This is a genomic window from Streptomyces sp. NPDC104313, from assembly GCF_055583985.1.
Genome location: NZ_JBVJMW010000011.1, coordinates 22,828 through 40,819, shown reverse-complemented (window position 1 = coordinate 40,819; position 17,992 = coordinate 22,828). Strand labels below are relative to the sequence as shown.

The following is a 17,992-nucleotide window of genomic DNA, read 5'->3' as shown; positions in this document are numbered from 1 at the left end:
GATCTCGTCGTTGAAGGCGGTGGACCGGCCGGGCTCAGCCGGGCGTCTCCGGGGTGGACAGGGCTGCGTGGATCAGCTGGACCGGGTGCCAGGCGTTCCGTTCGGTACCGTGGAAGATCTGCTGGCGGCAGGAGACTCCGGTGGCCACGATGACCGTGTCCTCGGGCTCCGCGTCGACGGCCGGGAACAGGCGGTCCGCGCCGATCGTCATCGAGAGGTCGTAGTGCTCGGACTCGAAACCGAAAGAGCCCGCCATCCCGCAACAGCCGGCGTCGAGTTCGACCACTTCGGCGCCGGGGATCCGGCGGAGCAGTTCGACGGTCGCCGCCGTGCCGACCTCTGCCTTCTGGTGGCAGTGGCCGTGGTAGAGGAACCGCCTGCCAGCGGGCCAGGCGTCCGCGCCGAGTTCCAGCCGTCCGTCGTCCAGGGCTTCGAGCAGGAGTTCCTCGACCTGCCGGACACGTGCGGCGATGTCCTGGACGGCGGTGTCGTCGGGCAGCATCGTCCGGTGCTCGTCGCGCAGGGTCATGAGGCAGGAGGGTTCGCAGCCGACCACGGGCGATCCGGCCGGTGTCGTCTCGGTGAGGAGGTGGACGAGTCCGAATGCCTTCTCGTTGGCGTCGTCGATGAGGCCCTTGGAGAGGCTGGAGCGGCCGCAGCAGCCCCGGCTCTCCAGACGCACCTCCCATCCGGCGTGCTCCAGCAGTTCGATGGCGGCGCTGCCGATCGTCGGCTCGGTGTACGTGGTGAAGGAGTCGGCAAGATAGGTGACGACACCCTGGGACACGGGGCGTCGGGCCTTGTGCGCGGTATCGCGGCCGCGGAACCAGCGGACCAGGTTGCGGCGGACGAAGCGGGGCAGCGGCCGGGCCGGGGTGATGCCCAGCCGGCGGTCGATCAGCCACCGGGCGGGGCGCAGCGCCGCCGCGGCGTTGGAGAGGGGCGCGGTGGCCGATCCGAGCCGGTTGAGGAGGCGGATCGAGCCGAAGAGTCGTGAGCGGGCGGGCACACCGTGCAGGTCGTGGTGGTGGGAGAGCGCCTCTGCCTTCAGCGCGGCCATGTCCACTCCGAGCGGGCACTCGCTCTTGCACGCCTTGCACATCAGGCACAGATCGAGTACCTCGTGGAGCCGCTCGTCCCCCAGCGCTCTGCGGGGGTCCGGTTCCGAGAGCGCTTTGACCAGTGCGCCCGCACGGCCCCGGGTAGAGTCCTCCTCGTTGCGGGTGGCCATGTAGGAGGGACACATCGCGCCGCTTCCGCTCTTGCGGCACAGTCCGATGTTCATGCAGCGGTCGGCCGCGCCCCGCATACCGCCGACGACGTCGAAGGCCAGCCGGGTACGCAGTTCGGGGGCCGGGGGAAGGGCGGGGTCGCGGAGATGGTCGGTCATGGCGGGCGCGTCGACGATCTTGCCCGGATTCATCCGGTCATGCGGGTCGAAAATACGTTTGACCTGGCGCATCGCCTCGTAGAGCGCGTCGCCGAAGATCTCCCGGTTGAACTCGCTGCGGGCCAGGCCGTCCCCGTGTTCGCTGGAGTTGACACCGCCGTATTCACGGACCAGGTCCTTGATCTGCTCGGCCACGGCCCGCATGGTGCGGACCTGGTCCGGGTCGGTGAGGTCGACGAAGGGCCGGATGTGCAGGCAGCCGACGGAGCAGTGTCCGTAGAAGCCCGCGGAGAGGTCGTGGTGGTCCAGGATCTCCTTGAAGCGGCGGGTGTAGGCGGCGAGGTGGACGGGGTCGACCGCTGTGTCCTCGATGAAGGCCAGAGGCCGGCGGGTTCCCTCACCCGCGGCCATGAGCAGTCCGAGGCCCGCCTTGCGGACCTTCAACAGAGCGCCGCGCTGGGCGGGGGTGACGGCCTGGAGCGTGTGGTAGCCATGGCCGTACTGCTTCCACAGCGTCGTCAACTGCCGCATCCGGTCGCGTATCCCGGTCTCGTCGTCGCCGGTGAAGCTGACGAACAGCAGCGCCTCGGGATCGCCTTGGAGGAGGTTCCCCAGGGACGCGTACTCGATCTTCTGCCGGGAGAGGTCCAGGATCGTCCGGTCCATCAGCTCCACGGCCGCCGGATCGCAGGACAGCGCGGACTCGGTGGCCTCGATGGCCGCGGCCACGGAGGTGAAGTGACCGACGGCGATCACGGTGTGGCGGGGCTTCGGCACCAGATCGACGACCGCGCGGGAGGTGACGGCGAGGGTTCCCTCGGAGCCGACGATGAACTTCGCCAGGTCGAACGGGGCGTCCTTCCTGGCGAGGCGGTCGAGGCGGTAGCCGCAGGCACGGCGCCAGAACTGGGGGAATCCCTCGGCGATGGCGGTGGAGTTGTCCCGGACGAGCCGCGGCAGCTCCTGGTAGAGCCGGCCTTCCAGGGTGGGGAGCTCGGCACGGCGGGCGCGTTCGGCTTCGTCGACGGGTTCCAGGCGGACCGTGGAGGCGTCGGAGAGTGTGACGTCGAGTGCGCGGACGTGGTCGATGGTCATGCCGTAGCGCAGTGATCCGCTGCCGGCCGAGTTGTTGCCGATCATTCCGCCGATGGTGGCGCGGCTGCTGGTGGAGGTGTCGGGACCGAACATGAGGCCGTGGGGTGCGGCCGCCCGGTTGAGCTGGTCCTGGACTACGCCGCTCTCGACCAGTGCGGTCCCCGCCTCGGGGTCCAGTTCCAGGATGCGGTTCATGTGGCGGGACAGGTCCAGGACGAGTCCGGGCCCCACCGTCTGCCCGGCGAGGCTGGTGCCGGCCCCGCGTGCGAGCAGCGGTACGTCGTACTCGGCGGCGGCCGCGACCGCGGCTTCGATGTCGCCGGTGTGCCGGGGGAAGGCCACACCGCGGGGGGTGATGGCGTACATGCTGGCGTCGCGGGAGAAGAGGTGGCGGGTGTAGTCGTCGAACGCCACGTCACCGTCGAGGTCGCGGCGCAGGCGCTGCTCCAGGTCGTGCTGGGCGGTCGGGTCCGCCGACTGCCCGGACGATGGGTTCGGTCCTTTTCTACGGGAGGTCATGGGGCGGCTCCGGCTGGTGTGGTGGGCGGGGGCGGGGGCCGGTGCGGCGTCACGAGGTGCGCAGGACTCGCAGTGCGGCGTCGAGCCCGGCCGGGTCCGACGGGAACCCTGCGAGGTCGAGGCCCATCTGCACGCCGGCCAGGGTTCCGGCGAGGGTGAGGTCGTTGAAGTGGCCCAGGTGCCCGATCCTGAAGACACGCCCGGAGAGCCGGCCGAGTCCCGCTCCCAGGGACATGTCGAACCGCTCCAGGACGACTGCACGCAGTTCGTCCGCGTCGCAGTTCTCGGGCATCAGGACGGCGGTGAGCGATCCGGAGTGCTCGCGCTCGTCGGCGCAGAGCACCTCCAGTCCCCAGCCACGGACGGCGGCCCTGGTCGCCGCGGCGTGCCGGGCGTGCCGGGCGTAGACCTGGGGCAGCCCTTCGGCGGCGAGCATGTCCAGCGCTTCGGCCAGCGCGTAGAGGAGGTTGGTGGCCGGGGTGTAGGGGAAGAAGCCGCGCCGATTGGCTTCGAGGACAGGTGCCCAGTCCCAGAAGGACTTCGCCAGCCGGGAGGTCTTCGACGCGGCGAGCGCCTTGTCGCTGACGGCGTTGAAGCTGAGCCCCGGAGGGAGCATCAGTCCCTTCTGCGATCCGGCGACCGTGACATCGACGCCCCAGGCGTCGTGCCGGTAGTCGATGGAGCCCAGCGAGGAGATGGTGTCGACGAGGAGCAGGGCCGGGTGGCCCGTGCTGTCGAGGGCCTCGCGGATGTCGGCGATTCTGCTGGTGACGCCGGTCGAGGTCTCGTTGTGGACGACGCAGACGGCCTTGATGGAGTGGGTGGAGTCCGCGGCGAGCCGACGTTCGAGTTCCTCCGGCGAAGCTCCGTGGCGCCAGTCGCCGGGCACCGAGGTGACGTTCAGGCCGAGGGCCCCGGCCATGTCCTGCCAGAGGGTGGCGAAGTGCCCGGTCTCGAAGCACAGCACAGGGTCGCCGGGGCTCAGGGTGTTGACGAGTGCGGCCTCCCAGGCTCCCGTGCCGGAGGCGGGATAGATCACGACGGGGCCCGTTGTGCCGAACACGGGCTTGACCGCTTCGAGCAGATGGGCCGTCAGGGCCGCGAACTCCGGCCCCCGGTGGTCGATCGTGGGCGCGGCCATGGCGCGAAGGACCTGGTCCGGGACGTTCGTGGGGCCGGGGATCTGGAGGAAGTGGCGTCCGGTGCGAGCAGGCATTCGAGAAACACCTCCGAAGATGTTGTGCCATGATGTGGCACGACGTACCATCAAGTGGCACGGCGGAGCATAGGTGTGGCTGAGCGAGGGAGTCAATGGATGCAGAGCGTTCTCCATGCGTTGCGCGTGCTGGAGGAGGTCGCGGCGCGGCAGCCGGTCGGGGTCGCGGACCTGGCGCGAGCCATGGAATCCCCGAAGAGTTCGGTGCAGAGAGCGCTGCTCACCCTGCACACCGCGGGCTGGATCCGACCCGCGACGGGAACACCCACCCGCTGGATGGTCAGCACCAAGGCCCTGCACGTGGGCCGGAGGGCGACCGGTGAGCTCGGACTGCGCGACATCGCCGTACCGGTGATGGAGGAGCTACGACGCCAGACGGACGAGACCGTGCACCTCGCCGTACCGGAGGGCGGCAACATCGTCCTGATCGAGCGGCTGGAGACGAGCAAGCCGGTGCGCATCATCCTGCCGCTCGGCCAGAACCTGCCGGCACACGCGTCGGCCAACGGCAAAGCGGTGCTCGCGGCGAGCTCCGACGAGACCGTCGAGCGCCACATCACCGACGGGCTAGCCCGCTTCACCGAGGCGACGGTCATCGACCCCGGGCGACTGCGGTCCGAGCTGGCGGAGATCCGGCTGCGCGGCTATGCGACCAATGCGGGCGAGTGGCGCTCGGACGTCTCCGCGGTCGCCGCCGCCGTCCTCGGGGACGCCGGGAGCCCGGTGGCGAGCATCAGCGTCAACGTACCCACGAGCAGGATGACCGAGGACTCCCGGGCCGCCTTCGGGGCGTTGCTGCGCGAGGCGGCGAAGACAGTGGGCGAGGCACTGAGGCGGACGCGGGGCGACTGACCGGACGGGGCGGGCGGCCATCGGCAGCCTCGGGGAACTTCCGTGACACCTCTTGACGAACCATGTCGGACGGGTCTTCCATACCCCTCATCACGGAATTCAGATTCCGCATAGCGGAATTCATGGGCGTCGGTGGTATGCCACACCTCAGGCCGCCGCGCTCCGTCCCACGCCGCCCGCCCCACCTGCTCGCCTCGGCGAGGGGGCTCCGCGCGTCCGGACAGTGACCTTCGACCGAAGGCGAGGAACCCTCGTGTCCGATCACGTCATCGCTCTCATCGCATTAGTGCTGATCTTCACTCTCGCGACCTTCACCTCGGCGCATATGGGAGCGCTCGCCATCGCCGCGGCATTCATCACCGGAACGCTCTTCTTCGAGCAGTCCGCGGACGATATCTTCCAAGGGTTCCCCGGCGACCTGTTCGTCGTCCTCGTCGGGGTCACCCTGCTGTTCGCCATCGCGAAGAACAACGGAACGGTCGACTGGCTCGTCCACGCCTCGACCCGGGCTGTACGGGGCAGGATCGCCCTCATCCCCTGGGTGATGTTCCTGATCACCGCCACCCTTACCGGTGTGGGCGCGGTGGTCCCGGCAGCCGTGGCCCTCGTCGCCCCGCTCGGCATGGGCTTCGCCGCACGGCACCGGATCCATCCCGTACTGCTCGGCCTCTTCGTCATCAACGGCGCCAGCGCCGGGGGGTTCTCGCCGCTGGGCATCTTCGGCAGCATCACCAACGGAGTGGTCGAACGCAGCGGCCTGCCGGGAAGCCCCGCGTTCCTGTTCGTCAGCACCTTCGCCTTCAACGTCGCCCTCAGCGTCGTCGTGTTCTTCCTCTTCGGCGGGCGGCAGCTCATCGGCCGCCGGGCACACGACGCGGCACCCGGAGCAGGACCCGGCGACGGCGACGGCGTCAAGTCTCCCGGAGCGGTGGGACCGCCGGGCGGCACCGTCGCGACACCGCACGCCGTTCCAGCACCGCACGCCGTCCCCGCACCGCGCGTCGGCACGACGCCGGCCGACGGTAGGACCACGGGCGGCGACGGCGTTCCACCCGCCATCGGCCCCACGACCCTCACGATCACGCAACCTGGCGTTCGCACCGCCCTCCTTCCGGACGCGGACCCCGGCGGCGCGGCACCGCGCCTCAACCCGATCCGCCTGCTCACGCTCCTCGGCCTGCTCAGCCTCGTCGTCGGGGCGCTGTTCTTCGACCTCAACGTGGGACTGCTCGCCCTGACGGTGGCGGTGGCGCTGACCCTCCTGTCCCCCGCATCCGCCGAGGGAGCCGTCGACCGTTGCGCCTGGTCCACCGTGCTGTTGGTGTGCGGCATCGTGACGTTCGTCGGCGTGATGGAACGCGTCGGAACCATCGACCATCTCGGCAGGGAGGTCGCGGGCATCGGAACACCCCTGATCGGCGCACTGCTGATCTGCCTGATCGGCGCCGTGGTCTCCGCCTTCGCCTCCACCACCGGGATCCTCGGCGCACTCGTCCCGATCGCCATCCCGTTCCTCCTCAGCGGCGAGATCGGTGCGATCGGGCTGATCGCGGCACTCGCCGTCTCCTCCTCCGTCGTGGACTCCTCTCCCATCTCCACCAGTGGTGCGCTGGTCACGGCGAGCGCTCCCGATGAGCAACGCGAAGTGGTCTTCCGGCGACTGATGCAGTGGGGACTCTGCATGGCCGCGGTCACGCCGCTGGTCACCTGGCTGATCTTCGTCCTGCCCGGCTGGCTCTGAGCGACGAACACGAACAGGAGGCGCCACCAGCACCAGCCCCGCGGACGCGGTGCCGGCGCTGGTGGCCGCCGGTACGGCCGGACTGCCACTCGCTCTTCCGGATCACCTCGGCGCCGGGGCCGGCGGCGCGGGCAGGGGCCCCGGTCCTCCGGTCGTCCGACCACCAGCAACGTGAACCCTCCTGGTGCCGGCAGCAACCGCCGGCGAAACCGCCCCCGGCCGACGGGGCCGTCCAGCGGTGATCCGGCGCCCCTGCGTGAACAGCACGCCGCCGGGGCACGTACCCCTGACCGAAGCCTTGAAGACCTGGGACACCGACGAAGGGAATGCCGCGATGAGCGCAACGCAGGAGCGCCGGAGCCTCCTTGGACGCCGCTCGGTCGTCGCCGCGGCGGGAGCGGCCGGAGCGGCTGCCGCACTCACCGCGTGCGGTGGATCGGACGGTTCGGGAGACTCGGACACGGTCGAGCAGCCCGGGAGCGACGGCGGGAAGGGCGGAGAGGTGCTCGCCGCGACCACGGACATCCCGGTGGGCGGCGGAGTGGTCTTCGCCGCGCAGAAGGTCGTGGTGACCCAGCCGCAGCCGGGCGAGTTCCAGGCGTTCTCGTCCACGTGCACCCATCAGGGCTGCGCGGTCAAGGACGTCTCGGGCGGCACGATCACATGCCCCTGCCACAACTCCACGTTCGACGCCACCACGGGCAGCCCGACCGGCGGGCCCGCCACCCAGCCGCTGCCCGCCCGTGAGATCACCGTCGAGGGCGACTCGATCAGGCTGGCGTAGCCGCCCCCTGCCCGCGCGGTCGCTTCCAGGTGCCGAGTACGGCGTCCGTGGTGGTGACGGTGGCGACCAGGGCGAGCGTGTTGCGGACCATCGCGGGGGTGTACTCGGCGGGCACTCCCGCGATGGCGTCGGCCGGCACGACGGCCGTGTAGCCGAGGTTGACCGCGTCGAAGACGGCGTTGGGAATCGCGATGTTGGCCGATACGCCGGTGACGACGAGCGTCCGGCAGCCGAGGTTGCGCAGCAGCGGGTCGACGTCGGTGCCGGCCAGCGGCGAGAGGCCGTGCAGCCGGCGGACCACGAGGTCCTCGTCGGCCACCTCGATGGGGGGCGCGATCCGGACGGCTGTGCTGCCGGTGTGCTGCTGGACAGGCAGCCGGGCGGCGGCGCGGAAGAGCCGGGCGTTGCGGTTGCCGCCGCGGCCGTCGGGCCGGCTCTCGGCGACCGCGTGCATCACCTGGACCCCGCTCTCGTGGGCGGCGACGACGAGGCGGGCGATGTTGGCGAGAGAGCCCGACGACCGGACGGCGGCCGCGAGTTCGGGCAGGGCGCTGTCCGGCCCCACGACACCCTGCTGGCACTCGACGGTCAGCAGGACGGTGGTGGCGGGGTCGAGCAGTTCGGTGAGCCGCTCCGGTGATCGCCTCGACGGCACGGGCGCTCCTTCCTTTCCTGGAGTCCGGTTCCCTACTGGAGTCCGGCTCCCCCCTCCTGGTGTCCGGTGGCGGGCGGACTTCCGCGGTCGGGCCGGGCGCGAGAGTAGCGGCCATTGCGCCACGGGGGAAGAGCGTCCATGATTTCTGACACCCAGTCAGAGTTCAGGAGAGGGCGGCCATGACCGACACCCAGCGACGAGGCCGCCGGATCATGATGACACCCGGGGAGCGGGACGCCTATCTCGTCGAACAGCGCACCTGCCGGGTGGCGACGCTCGGCTCCGACGGGGCCCCGCACATCGGCGCTCTGTGGTTCGTCTGGGACGGCGGCTCCCTCTGGCTGTACTCCATCACGCGCAGCCTGCGCTGGTCCCAGCTGCGCGGGGACGCCAGGATCGCCGTGATCGTGGACGACGGCGAGGGGTACGCGGAGCTGCGCGGAGTGGAGCTCACCGGCCGGGCGGAGTTCGTCGGCGAGGCACCCCGCACCGGCGAGCCCTGCCCCGAACTGGTGGAGCCGGAGCGGCTGTTCCCCGTGAAGTACTTCGGCATGACGGAGATGCCGCACGACGGACGGCATGCCTGGCTGCGGCTCACCCCGGAGACGATCACCTCGTGGGACTTTCGCAAGCTCGCCGATCCCGCCTGATCCCCCGCACCCGACCGACCCCGGCCCCGCCCCGCCCCGCCGGGGCTCAGCCCCCGCCCGCCGCCACGCCCACGCCCGCCGCCCGCAGCGCCTTCACCGCGGCACGGACCGACGGCCGTCGGTCCGCGTCCGTGCGCCAGACCGCGTGGACGTGCCGCCGCATGGTCTGCCGCACCGGCACCAGTCGCACACCTTCGGGGACCGGGCCGCGTCCCAGCCGAGGAGCCACGCAGACACCGAACCCGGCAGCGACCAGCGCGAGTTGGGTGTGGTGCTCACCTGCCAGATGGGCGATGCGGGGCTCGATACCCCGGGAGCGCAGAGTGAACATCAGCCACTCGTAGCAGAATTCTCCCTCGGGCCAGGACACCCACGGGTCGTCCGCGAAGTCCTCCAGCTCCACCTCGTCACGGTCCGCCAGCGGATGTCCGGCCGGCATGGCGATGTCCGGGGCGTCGTCGAGGAGTTCGGCCTTGGCCAGCCCGCCGGGAACGGGCAGCCGCTTGTTGCTCCAGTCGAGCACGACGGCCAGGTCGACGTCGCCGCGGAGCACCGCGCGCAGCCCCTGTTCGGGCTCCAGCTCCCGGGTGCGGACGGTGAGTTCGGGGTGGTCCGCGCGCAGGGAGGTGAGCAGCGCGGGGAACAGCCCGCGGGCCGCGGTCGGGAAGGCGCAGATCCGTACCTCGCCGACGACCTCGCCACGCTGCGCCTCGATGTCGGACTGGGCCAGCTCCACCTGCGACAGGATCCGCGCGGCGTGGTCCGCGAGCAGCCGGCCGGCATCGGTGAGGCGGACTCCGCGGCCGTTCCTGGCGAGCAGCCGCTGACCCACCTCCCGCTCCAGCTTAGCCATTTGCTGAGAGACCGCCGATGTCGTGACGTGCAGTCCGTCGGCCGCCCCGCTCACCGAGCCGTGCCGGGCGAGGGCATCCAGCGTGCGCAGCCGCTCCAGGTTCAACATGTAAGCGATGCTACGCGAACAAGCACAGAAAGATTCGCTTGTCCTACGACGTCATCTTCGTCAGGGTGAACCTCATGAACGCTCCCTGCGAGCCGAGGGCCACGGTCCCGGCGCCAGCACCTCCCCCGCCCGTCCCGACCCCGACCGCGCCGACCGCCCGGCGCCCCACCCTCGACTGGCGAATCCGGTTCGCGGGGCTCTCACTCATCTGGGGGTTCAGCTTTCTGCTGATCAAGGTCGGGACCGAGGGCTACGCCCCGTTCCAGGTCACCTTCGGCCGACTGCTGGCCGGCACGGCGGTGCTGGTCGCCGCGATGGCGATGCGCCGGGAGCGGCTGCCACGCTCCGTCCGGACCTGGGGGCACCTCACGGTCGCGGCTCTCCTCCTCAACGCGCTGCCGTTCTCGCTCTTCTCCTACGCGGAGCTGACGATCCCCTCGACGCTGGCCGGGATCTGCAACGCGACCTCACCGCTGTGGGGCATGGCGCTCTCGGTTCTCGCCCTGTCGGAGGACCGCCCGACCCGCCGCCGGGTGGCCGGTCTCGGCGTCGGCTTCCTCGGCGTCCTCACGGTGCTGGGCGCCTGGCAGGGCTTCTCCGGCCTGGACCTGCCGGGTACGGGCATGGCGCTGCTCGCCTCGTTCTGCTATCCGGTCGGCTGGATCTACGTCCGCCGCACCCTGGCCGGAACGGGATCGTCGACGCTGGCGCTGACCGGCAGCCAGCTCTTCCTCGGTACGTTGCAACTGGCGGTGGTGACACCGCTGTTCACCTCGGCGCCCACGTCCTTCCCGCTGCTCCCGACCCTTTCGGTGCTCGCCCTGGGCACGCTGGGCACGGGTCTCGCGGTACTGCTCCAGTACGGCCTGGTCCAGGAGGTCGGACCGACGACGGCCCAGATGGTCACGTACTTCATCCCGGTGATCGCGACGGCGGCGGGCGTCGCGCTGCTCGGCGAACAGCTGAGCTGGAACACTCCGGTAGGGGCCCTGATCGTCCTCGTCGGGGCGGCCCTCACCCAGAGCCGCGCCCGCTCTGCCGCACCGGAGCCCGCGGGACCTCCGGTCGCCGCCGCACCGGAGCCCGCGGCGAACCGAGCCGTCCCGCCGGACGCGGACGCCGCCGGTCTCAGCCGTAGCTGACCGGCCGTGCGGGACCCGCGGCTGCGGTCACCGCGTCCGCCAGGGGCCCGATGTCCGCCGCGGTCAGCGGGGAGACGGTGAGCCGCACCCCCTGGGGCGTGTCCAGCCGGAAGCGGGCCCCGGGCGCCGCGGCCCAGCCCGCGTGGAGCAACCGGGCGACCGCTCCGGTCTCGTCGCTCACCGGCACCCACACATTCATCCCGCTGCGGCCTCGGGCCACCACGCCACGCTCCGCGAGGGCGTGGACGAGCGCGTCCCGGCGGTCGCCGTAGGAACGGGACACCGCACGGGTGTCGATGGCGCCCGAGGTCCACAGATGGAGCACGGCGCGCTGAAGCAGCCGGCTGACCCAGCCGGGCCCGAGCCGCTGCCGCCCCGCCACCCGGTCGACCGTGACGGCGTCCCCGGTGAGCGTGGCGACCCGCAGATCGGGGCCGTACGCCTTGGCCGCCGAGCGGATGAACGCCCAGTGGGTCGTCACGCCCGCCAGCGGGTGCAGCGGCAGGTCGACGATGGCGTGCCCGTGGTCGTCCTCGATCAGCAGCACGTCCCGGTGGCGCCCGAGGACCGCGCGCAGCTCCCGGGCGCGCGGCGCGTCAAGGCACGCCCCGGTCGGGTTCTGCGCCCGGTCGGTGACGACGAGGGCCCGCGCCCCGGCCCTCAGCGCCCGCTCCACATCCGCGGGCAGCGGCCCGGAGTCGTCCACGCCGACCGGTACGGCGCGCAGCCCGAGCGCCGGCACGAGGTCGAGCAAGCCGCCCCAGCCCGGGTCCTCCACCGCCACCGCGTCGCCCGGCCTGAGGTGCGCCGCGAGGACCCGCTCGATCGCGTCCAGGGCTCCGGACGTCACGGCGACCGGCCCTGCGGGGACCCCGTCGGAGTCCATCACGGCGCGGGCGTACGCGGCGAACTCCGCGACCACCGCGGCCTGCCCGTACAGACCGGGGCTCGCCGCGTCGGCGGCCGCGGCCGCGGCGAGCGCCGGCCCGAGGTCGGGCAGCAGCTCCGGGTCGGGATTGCCCTCGCCGAGGTCCCGTACGCCCGGGGGCGATTCGATCCGCAGCGATCCGCGCGACGTGCTCGCCGGGGCCGGACGCACCCGACTGCCTCGGCGTCCGGCCGTCTCGATCACGCCGCGCTCGCGCAGCGTCCGGTAGGCGGCGGCCACGGTATTGGGGTTGACCTCCAGACGCGCCGCCAACTCCCGCATGGGGGGCAGCGCATGGCCCGGCGGAAGGTCTCCGGAGCCGACCCCGCGCTCCACGCTGGCGGCGATCTCCGATGCGCGCCGCCCACTGATCCGATATTCTCCTAGCACAAACAATAGTATGCACTAGTGCAATGGAGTTCGCCATGCAGCACACCGCAACGCCCGACGGCACGGGCTCCGGCGTCGCCGCCCCCTATGTGCCCACCGACCGCACCGTGCCCACCCGGTCCAAGGAGCGCGCTTCCTACGACCGCGAGCTGGTCCACTCCATCCTCGACGAGGCCTACCTCTGCCACCTGGGCTTCGTGCGCGACGGCGCCCCGGTCGTCCTGCCGACCCTGTTCGGCCGGATAGGAGAGCGGCTGTACGTCCATGGTTCGACGGGCTCACGACCACTGCGGTCGGCGAAGAGCGCCGACCCGGGGCTGCCGGTCTGTCTGACAGTCACCCATGTCGACGCCCTCGTGCTGGCCAGATCCGCCTTCCACCACTCGATGAACTACCGCTCGGTGGTGGTGCACGGCACCGCGATGACGGTGACCGACCCCGAGGAGCGACGGCTCGCCCTGGACGCGATCGTGGACCAGGCCGTGCCCGGCCGCTCCCACGACTCCCGGCCGGCCGACGCCAAGGAGCTCGCCGCGACGGCGGTGATCCGGCTGGACCTGGACGAGGTGTCCGCGAAGGTCCGCACCGGCGGGCCCAACGACGAGCCCGAGGACAGCACCCTCCCCCACTGGACCGGCATCGTGCCGCTCACCCGGGGCTATGCCGCGCCGGTCCCCGCGGACGACATGGATCCGGCCATCGGCGTACCGGACTACCTGTCCGCACTCTGACCGAGGTCGCGGCGGCCATCGCCGCCGCGACCAGTACCGCCCGCCGGGCAGGGACCGTCACACCGCCGGTGCCTCCTCCCGGCGGGCCGCCGCCGCGCCGCGCGCCTCCGCGAGGGCCAGTCCGGCCACGGCGGTCAGCAGGAGCAGCGTGCCGAGGACCGTGGCCGCCGTCAGGCGCTCCCGCAGGACGGTCACCGCGATGACGGCCGCGCTCACCGGCTCCAGGAGCATGATCACGGAGACGGTGGCCGATCGGACGGCGGCCGCCCCCGCGAAGTACAGCGCGTAGGCGAGCGCCGTGGGGACCGCGGCCACATAGAACAGCAGCCACAGCACCTGCCCCGTCTCGGCGGTGTGCGGCACCAGCCCCTCGGCCATGGCCATGGGCAGCAGGCCCACCGCACCGATACCGAACGCCCAGGCGCTGGTGGTCAGCGCGTCACCGCCGCCGCCGTCCCGCCCGAGCAGGCGGGTGAGCAGCGTGATGGCCGCGTACCCGGAGGCGGACAGCAGCGCGAGGAGCACCCCGGCCGGCACGACGTCGCCGCCCTCGCCGCCCAGGACCAGCACGGCGAGCCCGGTCAGCGCGCCGGTCACGGCGACGAGGCCGCCCCGGCCGAGGCGTTCGCCCAGCAGCGGTCGCGCCCCGACGGCGATCAGGACGGGCCCGGCGCCGAGCGTGACGACGGTGCCGACGGCGAGGCCGGTGACCTCGACCGCCGCGAAGTAGGCGCTCTGGAACACGGTGAGGCCGATGCCGGTACCGAGGATCCGGAGCAGTCGGCGACGCCGGGGTTCGGGCACCCGGGGCGCCCTGCGGGGACGCAGTGCGAGCGCCCCGGCGAGCAGAAGAAGACCGCCCGCGCAACGCCAGAAGGACAGGGCGAGGGGGCCGATGTCGCTGACCCGGAAGATCAGGGACGCGGCCGCACCGGCGGTGCCCCAGGCGACTCCGGCGACGACGAGGTACAGCATGCTCCGCCCGACGGGCAGCGCGGAAGCAACAGGGATGGACATGTGACTTCTCCAGAGGAGGACGGGGTGGTGGGTCGCTCGGCTCCGCACGCGGGCAGCGACGAACCGCTCGGGGACTGCCCGAGCCCGGTCTTCGTCAGGAGTGGCCGCCCGCGCTAAGCGGCAGGAGGCGGCAGCACAGTCAGATGCATGATCGGCACATTAATGCGAGGCCCGGCCGCCGGACAACTCGCCCTCGACGGTTCCGGCCACCGCGCCGGTGCCGACGCCGGAGGCGACGGGGCCCGACGGGGGCTTCGGCGCGGCGGACTGGGCGATGAAGGCACCGGTCAGAACGACGAATCCGCCGATGAGCTGCGGCGCGGAGAGGTGCTCGCCGAGCAGCACCCAGGCCAGGCCGGTCGCGATGACCGCTTCGAGGCAGGCGACGACCCCGGCCACCTGGGGCGAGAGCAGCCGCACCGAGACGACCCCGGTGGCGTACGCGAGCACGGTGGCGAGCAGCACGATCCAGCCGAGCAGCAGCCAGGCGGGAACCTCGTTGCCGTTCATGCCCGCGCTGCCGGCGAGCAGCGACCAGTCCATGCCCCAGGGGCGGGCGACGACGGTGAGGACGGCCGCGCCGACGATCAGTCCGTACGCAATGACACCGACGGGGTGCGGAGGCTCGGCGTGCTTGCCCCCGCCACCCGTGCCGTCCTGCCCGCCGTGGTCGGAGAGGACGAAGTAGCCGACCTGGCAGCAGGCCGCGCCGAGTGCGAGCAGCAGGCCGAGCAGGTCGAACTTGAGCCCGGACCAGACCTCGACGACACACGCCAGGCCGCCCACCGCCAGCACCACGCCGGCCAGGGCGGCCCGGGTGACGGGCCTGCGCTGCACGAAGCGGACCCAGCCGAGGACCAGCGCGGGCGCCAGGTATTCCACCAGGAGCGCCACACCGACCGGGATGCGGGAGATGGAGGCGAAGTAGAAGGCCTGTACCCCGGCCACCGCGAACAGGCCGAACCCGGCCAGCAACGCGGGGCGTTCCCGTACGAGATTCCGGTGGCGCCAGGCGACCGGGAGCATGATGACAGCGGCGCCCGCGACGCGCAGCCAGACCACGTGCAGCGGGTCGAGCCCCGCCTCGATCAGCGGCTTGGCCGCCACTCCCGAACCGCCGAACGCGAAGGCCGAGACCAGTGCGAGGCCCAGCCCGGCACTTCTGCCCTGGAATCCCGAAGACGCTTGCATCGGCACATCATGACAGCAGTCGACAGCACCGTCACCCCTGTGACACCTGTCGAGACGGTGTCCCCGACCGCGACCACGGGAGGGGACTCACGCATCACCCGTCACGGAGCGACCATCGCTCTCGCGCGGTATCGGCGGTGAGCACGGCCACCCGGTCCGCCAGCCACCGCGCGTCCACGCCACCGCGGGCGAGCACCTCCACCGCACGGCACTCGGTGTCGGCCGCCAGGGCGGCGAGCAGATCGAGGCCGGCGGCGCGCGCTTCGCCGCGCGATGCCGCACGGTGGAGCGCGTACTCCATCGCGGCGAGGGCCGAGGGGGACCAGCCGTCGACCGCCGGATCGCGCACCACCGGAACGGCGCCGGAGTCCTCGACGGAGCCCTGCCAGCGGAGCCCGTAGCCGATGCTGCGCTGGACGAGATAGCCCAGCACCTTGGCCAACCGGGACCCGCCGTCGAAGGCCTCCCGGACTTCGGGGTCCGTCTCGATCAGCGAATGCAGCAGGTGGGCGGTGTCGATCTGCCGGTCACCGTCGCGCAGGGCGCGCCTGCGCGCCCCCGTCAGCACCGATGCCAGTTCCGCGGTGAAACGGGCATCGATCTCGGCGTGGTTCGGTGCGGGCTGGTCAGGCATGCGCGGCGTCCGGTTTTGCACACCTCTACCCCATCAGTCCCGCGACCGAAAGGCATCCCCGGAGCGGCCCATTGGGCATCCCACCGAAGGTGGGGACATCGGAGCGGTCCGTCATCCTTGCGGATGAGATCGTGCCGAACGGCACAACCACGACGGTCCGGAGCGCGCGCCGCCTTGCATCTCACGCCCCCGCGGCAACCGCAGGCCCCCGCACGCACGTCCCTCACGCCACACACACCGCGGGGGCGAGAGGGGAGGAACGGGTTGTTCTGGATGGTCGCGCTGCTCGCCCAGGACGGGCTGCAGTACGTCTACCGTGTGTACGCACCCGACGACGCCCTGCCCGCTGATCTCTTCTGGACGGCCTTCCACTGCCACGACGAGGGGCCCCACCCCCGCGCGTCGGACAAGTTCGACGCCGCGGTGATCTGGCGGAACCGGCAGCCCCAACGGCTCTGACGGCTCATCAGTATTGAATGTTGGCGCGGCCCCCGCTACCTTCCGCGACACCGGAACCGGACGAACCAGGGGTGGTCGCATGGCTGAAGTCAGCGCCGAGGCACGCATCGAGGCGCCCGCCGAGAAGGTCTGGGGCCGCCTGACGGACTTCTCGTCGTACGGGGAGTGGAACGCCACCCACACCAGCTTCCCCAGGGGCGGCCCGGCCGAACTGGAGCTCGCGGCCACCTACGAGGAGAACATGAAGCTCATGGGCTTCCCCGCCGAGGTGACCTGGACGGTCGACGGCCTGGAGAAGGGCCGCCTCCTGGCGACCCGGGGCAAGGGTCCGATGGGGGTCAGCCTGGCCATGCGGTACTCCCTGACCCCGGAGGGAAACGTCACGACGATGCGCATCGACGGGGAGTTCACCGGTGCCGCGGTCTCGCTGATGGGCGGCAAGCTCAAGGACTCGGCGACGGCGGCGCTCCAGGAGTCGCTGCGCAAGCTCGGCGCGCTCGTCACCTCCTGACCACGCCCGCGCGGCACGGGAAAGGCCCCGCGGAATCGTCCCGCGCGGCCTCCCGCCCCCGGCCGACGGAGCGCGCTCAGTGCTCGTCAGCGAGGATCAGGTACAGCTTCTTGCGCGCGTCGTTGATGACCGTCAGCGCTTTCTGCCGCTGATCGGCGGATCCGGTCTTCCAGACCTGCCCGAACGCCTCCATCAGGCCGAAGCCGGCCTGCCGGATCTCGTTGACGCCCTCCCAGTCCATACCGCGCCCGGCCTCCTCCCACGGAGCCTCGGGGCCGGTCTCGGCCTCGCTCCGCCCGGAGTCGGTGAGCGTGAACAGCTTCCTTCCGCCCTCGCTGGCGCTGACGATCAGGCCCTCGTCCTCCAGCAGCTGGAGCGTCGGGTAGACGGAGCCCGGGCTGGGACGCCAGGCCCCGCCGCTGCGCTCGCCGATCTCCTGGATCATCTCGTATCCGTGCATCGGGCGGTCCTTCAGCAGGGCCAGGATCGACGCCCGCACATCACCGCGCCGCGCCCGTCCCCGACCGCCGCCACCCCGGCCGCGTCCGCCACCGAAGGGGCCGCCGCCGAACGGCGGCCCGAACGGCCCGAAAGCGGCCCGACGACCGTCACTCCCGCCTCGACCGTGATGACCGGGCCCGCAGTGCCCCGGCCCGTGCTCGTATCCATGTCCATGTGAACGCATCTCTACGCTCCTTCCATCGTCGATCTGTCGCGATGCGTCAACGATATATCGGGAGCTATCGAATGACAAGGTCATCGCCGACGACACCCCGAGTGCCGGAGACACGGCTTCGCTGCTCACGAGGGTGAAGCGGTGCCCGATAAAATCATTGGCCCCTCGACCGGGCCGTGGTTACGCTGACGGCGTTCCTCGGTCTGTTCTGGGCTTCCGCGCCCTGGAAAAGAGAGATTTTTATGTTCCGGCCCGCGCCGCGCGCGCCTCGCTGCACCGTCTAGCCAGTAGTCCGTCTTTCTGCTGCCGTCCTCCTCGGACGGCGCCCGGACGTGACCCTCCGGTGCACTGAATCAGCCCCTGCCCCCGCCCGCATATCGCGTCGTACGGGGTCGGCGGCGCCTTCGTCGAGGCCGCTCGGCCTGCTCTTGCTGTCATCACAGACTTCCC

Annotated in this window: 17 protein-coding genes; 8 read left to right on the top strand and 9 right to left on the bottom strand. The window is 71.6% G+C overall.

From position 1 onward, the window contains the following. Positions 1 to 34 precede the first annotated feature (34 nt). Together ACZ60Q_RS24505 and ACZ60Q_RS24500 are read right to left on the bottom strand one after the other, a co-directional pair. On the bottom strand, positions 35 to 3,004 hold the full coding sequence (locus ACZ60Q_RS24505; protein WP_469638452.1) for an FAD-binding and (Fe-S)-binding domain-containing protein: 2,970 nt from the start codon (positions 3,002 to 3,004) through the stop codon (positions 35 to 37). Positions 3,005 to 3,053: 49 nt separating this feature from the next. Further along, on the bottom strand, positions 3,054 to 4,220 hold the full coding sequence (locus ACZ60Q_RS24500) for a pyridoxal-phosphate-dependent aminotransferase family protein (RefSeq protein ID WP_469638449.1): 1,167 nt from the start codon (positions 4,218 to 4,220) through the stop codon (positions 3,054 to 3,056). A 99-nt stretch (positions 4,221 to 4,319) separates the two neighbouring features. Between ACZ60Q_RS24500 and ACZ60Q_RS24495 the strand changes: the two genes are divergently transcribed. From ACZ60Q_RS24495 to ACZ60Q_RS24485, 3 genes are all read left to right on the top strand, one after another. Beyond that, a complete protein-coding gene (locus tag ACZ60Q_RS24495) occupies positions 4,320 to 5,072 on the top strand; it encodes an IclR family transcriptional regulator (protein WP_469638446.1) in 753 nt (250 codons plus the stop codon). A gap of 253 nt (positions 5,073 to 5,325) precedes the next feature. Beyond that, the gene (locus ACZ60Q_RS24490; protein ID WP_469638443.1) at positions 5,326 to 6,813 is read left to right on the top strand and encodes an SLC13 family permease; all 1,488 of its coding nucleotides are present in this window, start codon (positions 5,326 to 5,328) and stop codon (positions 6,811 to 6,813) included. Between the two features lie 334 nt (positions 6,814 to 7,147). Further along, positions 7,148 to 7,597: a Rieske (2Fe-2S) protein gene (locus ACZ60Q_RS24485; RefSeq protein WP_469638440.1), complete on the top strand. Its 450-nt coding sequence runs from the start codon at positions 7,148 to 7,150 to the stop codon at positions 7,595 to 7,597. On the opposite strand, the gene ACZ60Q_RS24480 is transcribed toward ACZ60Q_RS24485, so the two are convergent. After that, complete coding sequence (locus ACZ60Q_RS24480; protein ID WP_469638437.1) at positions 7,584 to 8,252, bottom strand: cysteine hydrolase family protein; 669 nt, start codon at positions 8,250 to 8,252, stop codon at positions 7,584 to 7,586. The genes ACZ60Q_RS24485 and ACZ60Q_RS24480 overlap by 14 nt on opposite strands. 179 nt (positions 8,253 to 8,431) lie before the next feature. On the opposite strand from ACZ60Q_RS24480, the gene ACZ60Q_RS24475 reads away from it, so the two are divergent. After that, the gene (locus ACZ60Q_RS24475; RefSeq protein WP_469638434.1) at positions 8,432 to 8,902 is read left to right on the top strand and encodes a pyridoxamine 5'-phosphate oxidase family protein; all 471 of its coding nucleotides are present in this window, start codon (positions 8,432 to 8,434) and stop codon (positions 8,900 to 8,902) included. Positions 8,903 to 8,948: 46 nt separating this feature from the next. On the opposite strand, the gene ACZ60Q_RS24470 is transcribed toward ACZ60Q_RS24475, so the two are convergent. Beyond that, positions 8,949 to 9,863 (bottom strand): LysR family transcriptional regulator, encoded by a 915-nt coding sequence (locus tag ACZ60Q_RS24470; RefSeq protein ID WP_469638431.1) that lies wholly within the window; start codon positions 9,861 to 9,863, stop codon positions 8,949 to 8,951. A 74-nt stretch (positions 9,864 to 9,937) separates the two neighbouring features. Here ACZ60Q_RS24470 and ACZ60Q_RS24465 point away from each other — a divergent pair, with 74 nt between their 5' ends. Then, positions 9,938 to 11,005: a DMT family transporter gene (locus tag ACZ60Q_RS24465; protein ID WP_469638428.1), complete on the top strand. Its 1,068-nt coding sequence runs from the start codon at positions 9,938 to 9,940 to the stop codon at positions 11,003 to 11,005. Here ACZ60Q_RS24465 and ACZ60Q_RS24460 read toward each other — a convergent pair. Continuing rightward, the gene (locus ACZ60Q_RS24460) at positions 10,992 to 12,323 is read right to left on the bottom strand and encodes an aminotransferase class I/II-fold pyridoxal phosphate-dependent enzyme (protein ID WP_469638424.1); all 1,332 of its coding nucleotides are present in this window, start codon (positions 12,321 to 12,323) and stop codon (positions 10,992 to 10,994) included. The genes ACZ60Q_RS24465 and ACZ60Q_RS24460 overlap by 14 nt on opposite strands. A 35-nt stretch (positions 12,324 to 12,358) precedes the next feature. Here ACZ60Q_RS24460 and ACZ60Q_RS24455 point away from each other — a divergent pair, with 35 nt between their 5' ends. Continuing rightward, entirely contained in the window at positions 12,359 to 13,054 is a 696-nt protein-coding gene (locus ACZ60Q_RS24455; protein ID WP_469638421.1) for a pyridoxamine 5'-phosphate oxidase family protein, read from the top strand. 57 nt (positions 13,055 to 13,111) lie between these two features. Here ACZ60Q_RS24455 and ACZ60Q_RS24450 read toward each other — a convergent pair whose 3' ends face one another. The 3 genes from ACZ60Q_RS24450 to ACZ60Q_RS24440 all read right to left on the bottom strand — a co-directional run bounded on the left by ACZ60Q_RS24450 (position 13,112) and on the right by ACZ60Q_RS24440 (position 15,917). Then, on the bottom strand, positions 13,112 to 14,071 hold the full coding sequence (locus ACZ60Q_RS24450) for a DMT family transporter (protein ID WP_469638419.1): 960 nt from the start codon (positions 14,069 to 14,071) through the stop codon (positions 13,112 to 13,114). A gap of 159 nt (positions 14,072 to 14,230) precedes the next feature. Further along, a complete protein-coding gene (locus tag ACZ60Q_RS24445; RefSeq protein ID WP_469638416.1) occupies positions 14,231 to 15,262 on the bottom strand; it encodes an EamA family transporter in 1,032 nt (343 codons plus the stop codon). 94 nt (positions 15,263 to 15,356) lie between these two features. Next, a complete protein-coding gene (locus ACZ60Q_RS24440) occupies positions 15,357 to 15,917 on the bottom strand; it encodes a peptidase (protein ID WP_469638414.1) in 561 nt (186 codons plus the stop codon). A gap of 243 nt (positions 15,918 to 16,160) precedes the next feature. Here ACZ60Q_RS24440 and ACZ60Q_RS24435 point away from each other — a divergent pair, with 243 nt between their 5' ends. Next, positions 16,161 to 16,355: a hypothetical protein gene (locus ACZ60Q_RS24435; protein WP_469638411.1), complete on the top strand. Its 195-nt coding sequence runs from the start codon at positions 16,161 to 16,163 to the stop codon at positions 16,353 to 16,355. Between the two features lie 79 nt (positions 16,356 to 16,434). Further along, complete coding sequence (locus tag ACZ60Q_RS24430; RefSeq protein WP_469638408.1) at positions 16,435 to 16,866, top strand: type II toxin-antitoxin system Rv0910 family toxin; 432 nt, start codon at positions 16,435 to 16,437, stop codon at positions 16,864 to 16,866. Positions 16,867 to 16,942: 76 nt separating this feature from the next. Here ACZ60Q_RS24430 and ACZ60Q_RS24425 read toward each other — a convergent pair whose 3' ends face one another. Then, on the bottom strand, positions 16,943 to 17,551 hold the full coding sequence (locus tag ACZ60Q_RS24425; protein ID WP_469638405.1) for a PadR family transcriptional regulator: 609 nt from the start codon (positions 17,549 to 17,551) through the stop codon (positions 16,943 to 16,945). Positions 17,552 to 17,992: the final 441 nt, after the last annotated feature.

What these genes read in the sequence shown, in the direction of transcription:
- ACZ60Q_RS24470 (WP_469638431.1), bottom strand. Translation starts at nt 9,863, where the DNA reads ATGTTGAACCTGGAGCGGCTGCGCACGCTGGATGCCCTCGCCCGGCAC.
- ACZ60Q_RS24425 (WP_469638405.1), bottom strand. Translation starts at nt 17,551, where the DNA reads ATGCGTTCACATGGACATGGATACGAGCACGGGCCGGGGCACTGCGGG.
- ACZ60Q_RS24485 (WP_469638440.1), top strand. Translation starts at nt 7,148, where the DNA reads ATGAGCGCAACGCAGGAGCGCCGGAGCCTCCTTGGACGCCGCTCGGTC.
- ACZ60Q_RS24495 (WP_469638446.1), top strand. Translation starts at nt 4,320, where the DNA reads ATGCAGAGCGTTCTCCATGCGTTGCGCGTGCTGGAGGAGGTCGCGGCG.
- ACZ60Q_RS24455 (WP_469638421.1), top strand. Translation starts at nt 12,359, where the DNA reads ATGCAGCACACCGCAACGCCCGACGGCACGGGCTCCGGCGTCGCCGCC.
- ACZ60Q_RS24450 (WP_469638419.1), bottom strand. Translation starts at nt 14,071, where the DNA reads ATGTCCATCCCTGTTGCTTCCGCGCTGCCCGTCGGGCGGAGCATGCTG.
- ACZ60Q_RS24475 (WP_469638434.1), top strand. Translation starts at nt 8,432, where the DNA reads ATGACCGACACCCAGCGACGAGGCCGCCGGATCATGATGACACCCGGG.
- ACZ60Q_RS24500 (WP_469638449.1), bottom strand. Translation starts at nt 4,220, where the DNA reads ATGCCTGCTCGCACCGGACGCCACTTCCTCCAGATCCCCGGCCCCACG.
- ACZ60Q_RS24445 (WP_469638416.1), bottom strand. Translation starts at nt 15,262, where the DNA reads ATGCAAGCGTCTTCGGGATTCCAGGGCAGAAGTGCCGGGCTGGGCCTC.
- ACZ60Q_RS24465 (WP_469638428.1), top strand. Translation starts at nt 9,938, where the DNA reads ATGAACGCTCCCTGCGAGCCGAGGGCCACGGTCCCGGCGCCAGCACCT.
- ACZ60Q_RS24430 (WP_469638408.1), top strand. Translation starts at nt 16,435, where the DNA reads ATGGCTGAAGTCAGCGCCGAGGCACGCATCGAGGCGCCCGCCGAGAAG.
- ACZ60Q_RS24505 (WP_469638452.1), bottom strand. Translation starts at nt 3,004, where the DNA reads ATGACCTCCCGTAGAAAAGGACCGAACCCATCGTCCGGGCAGTCGGCG.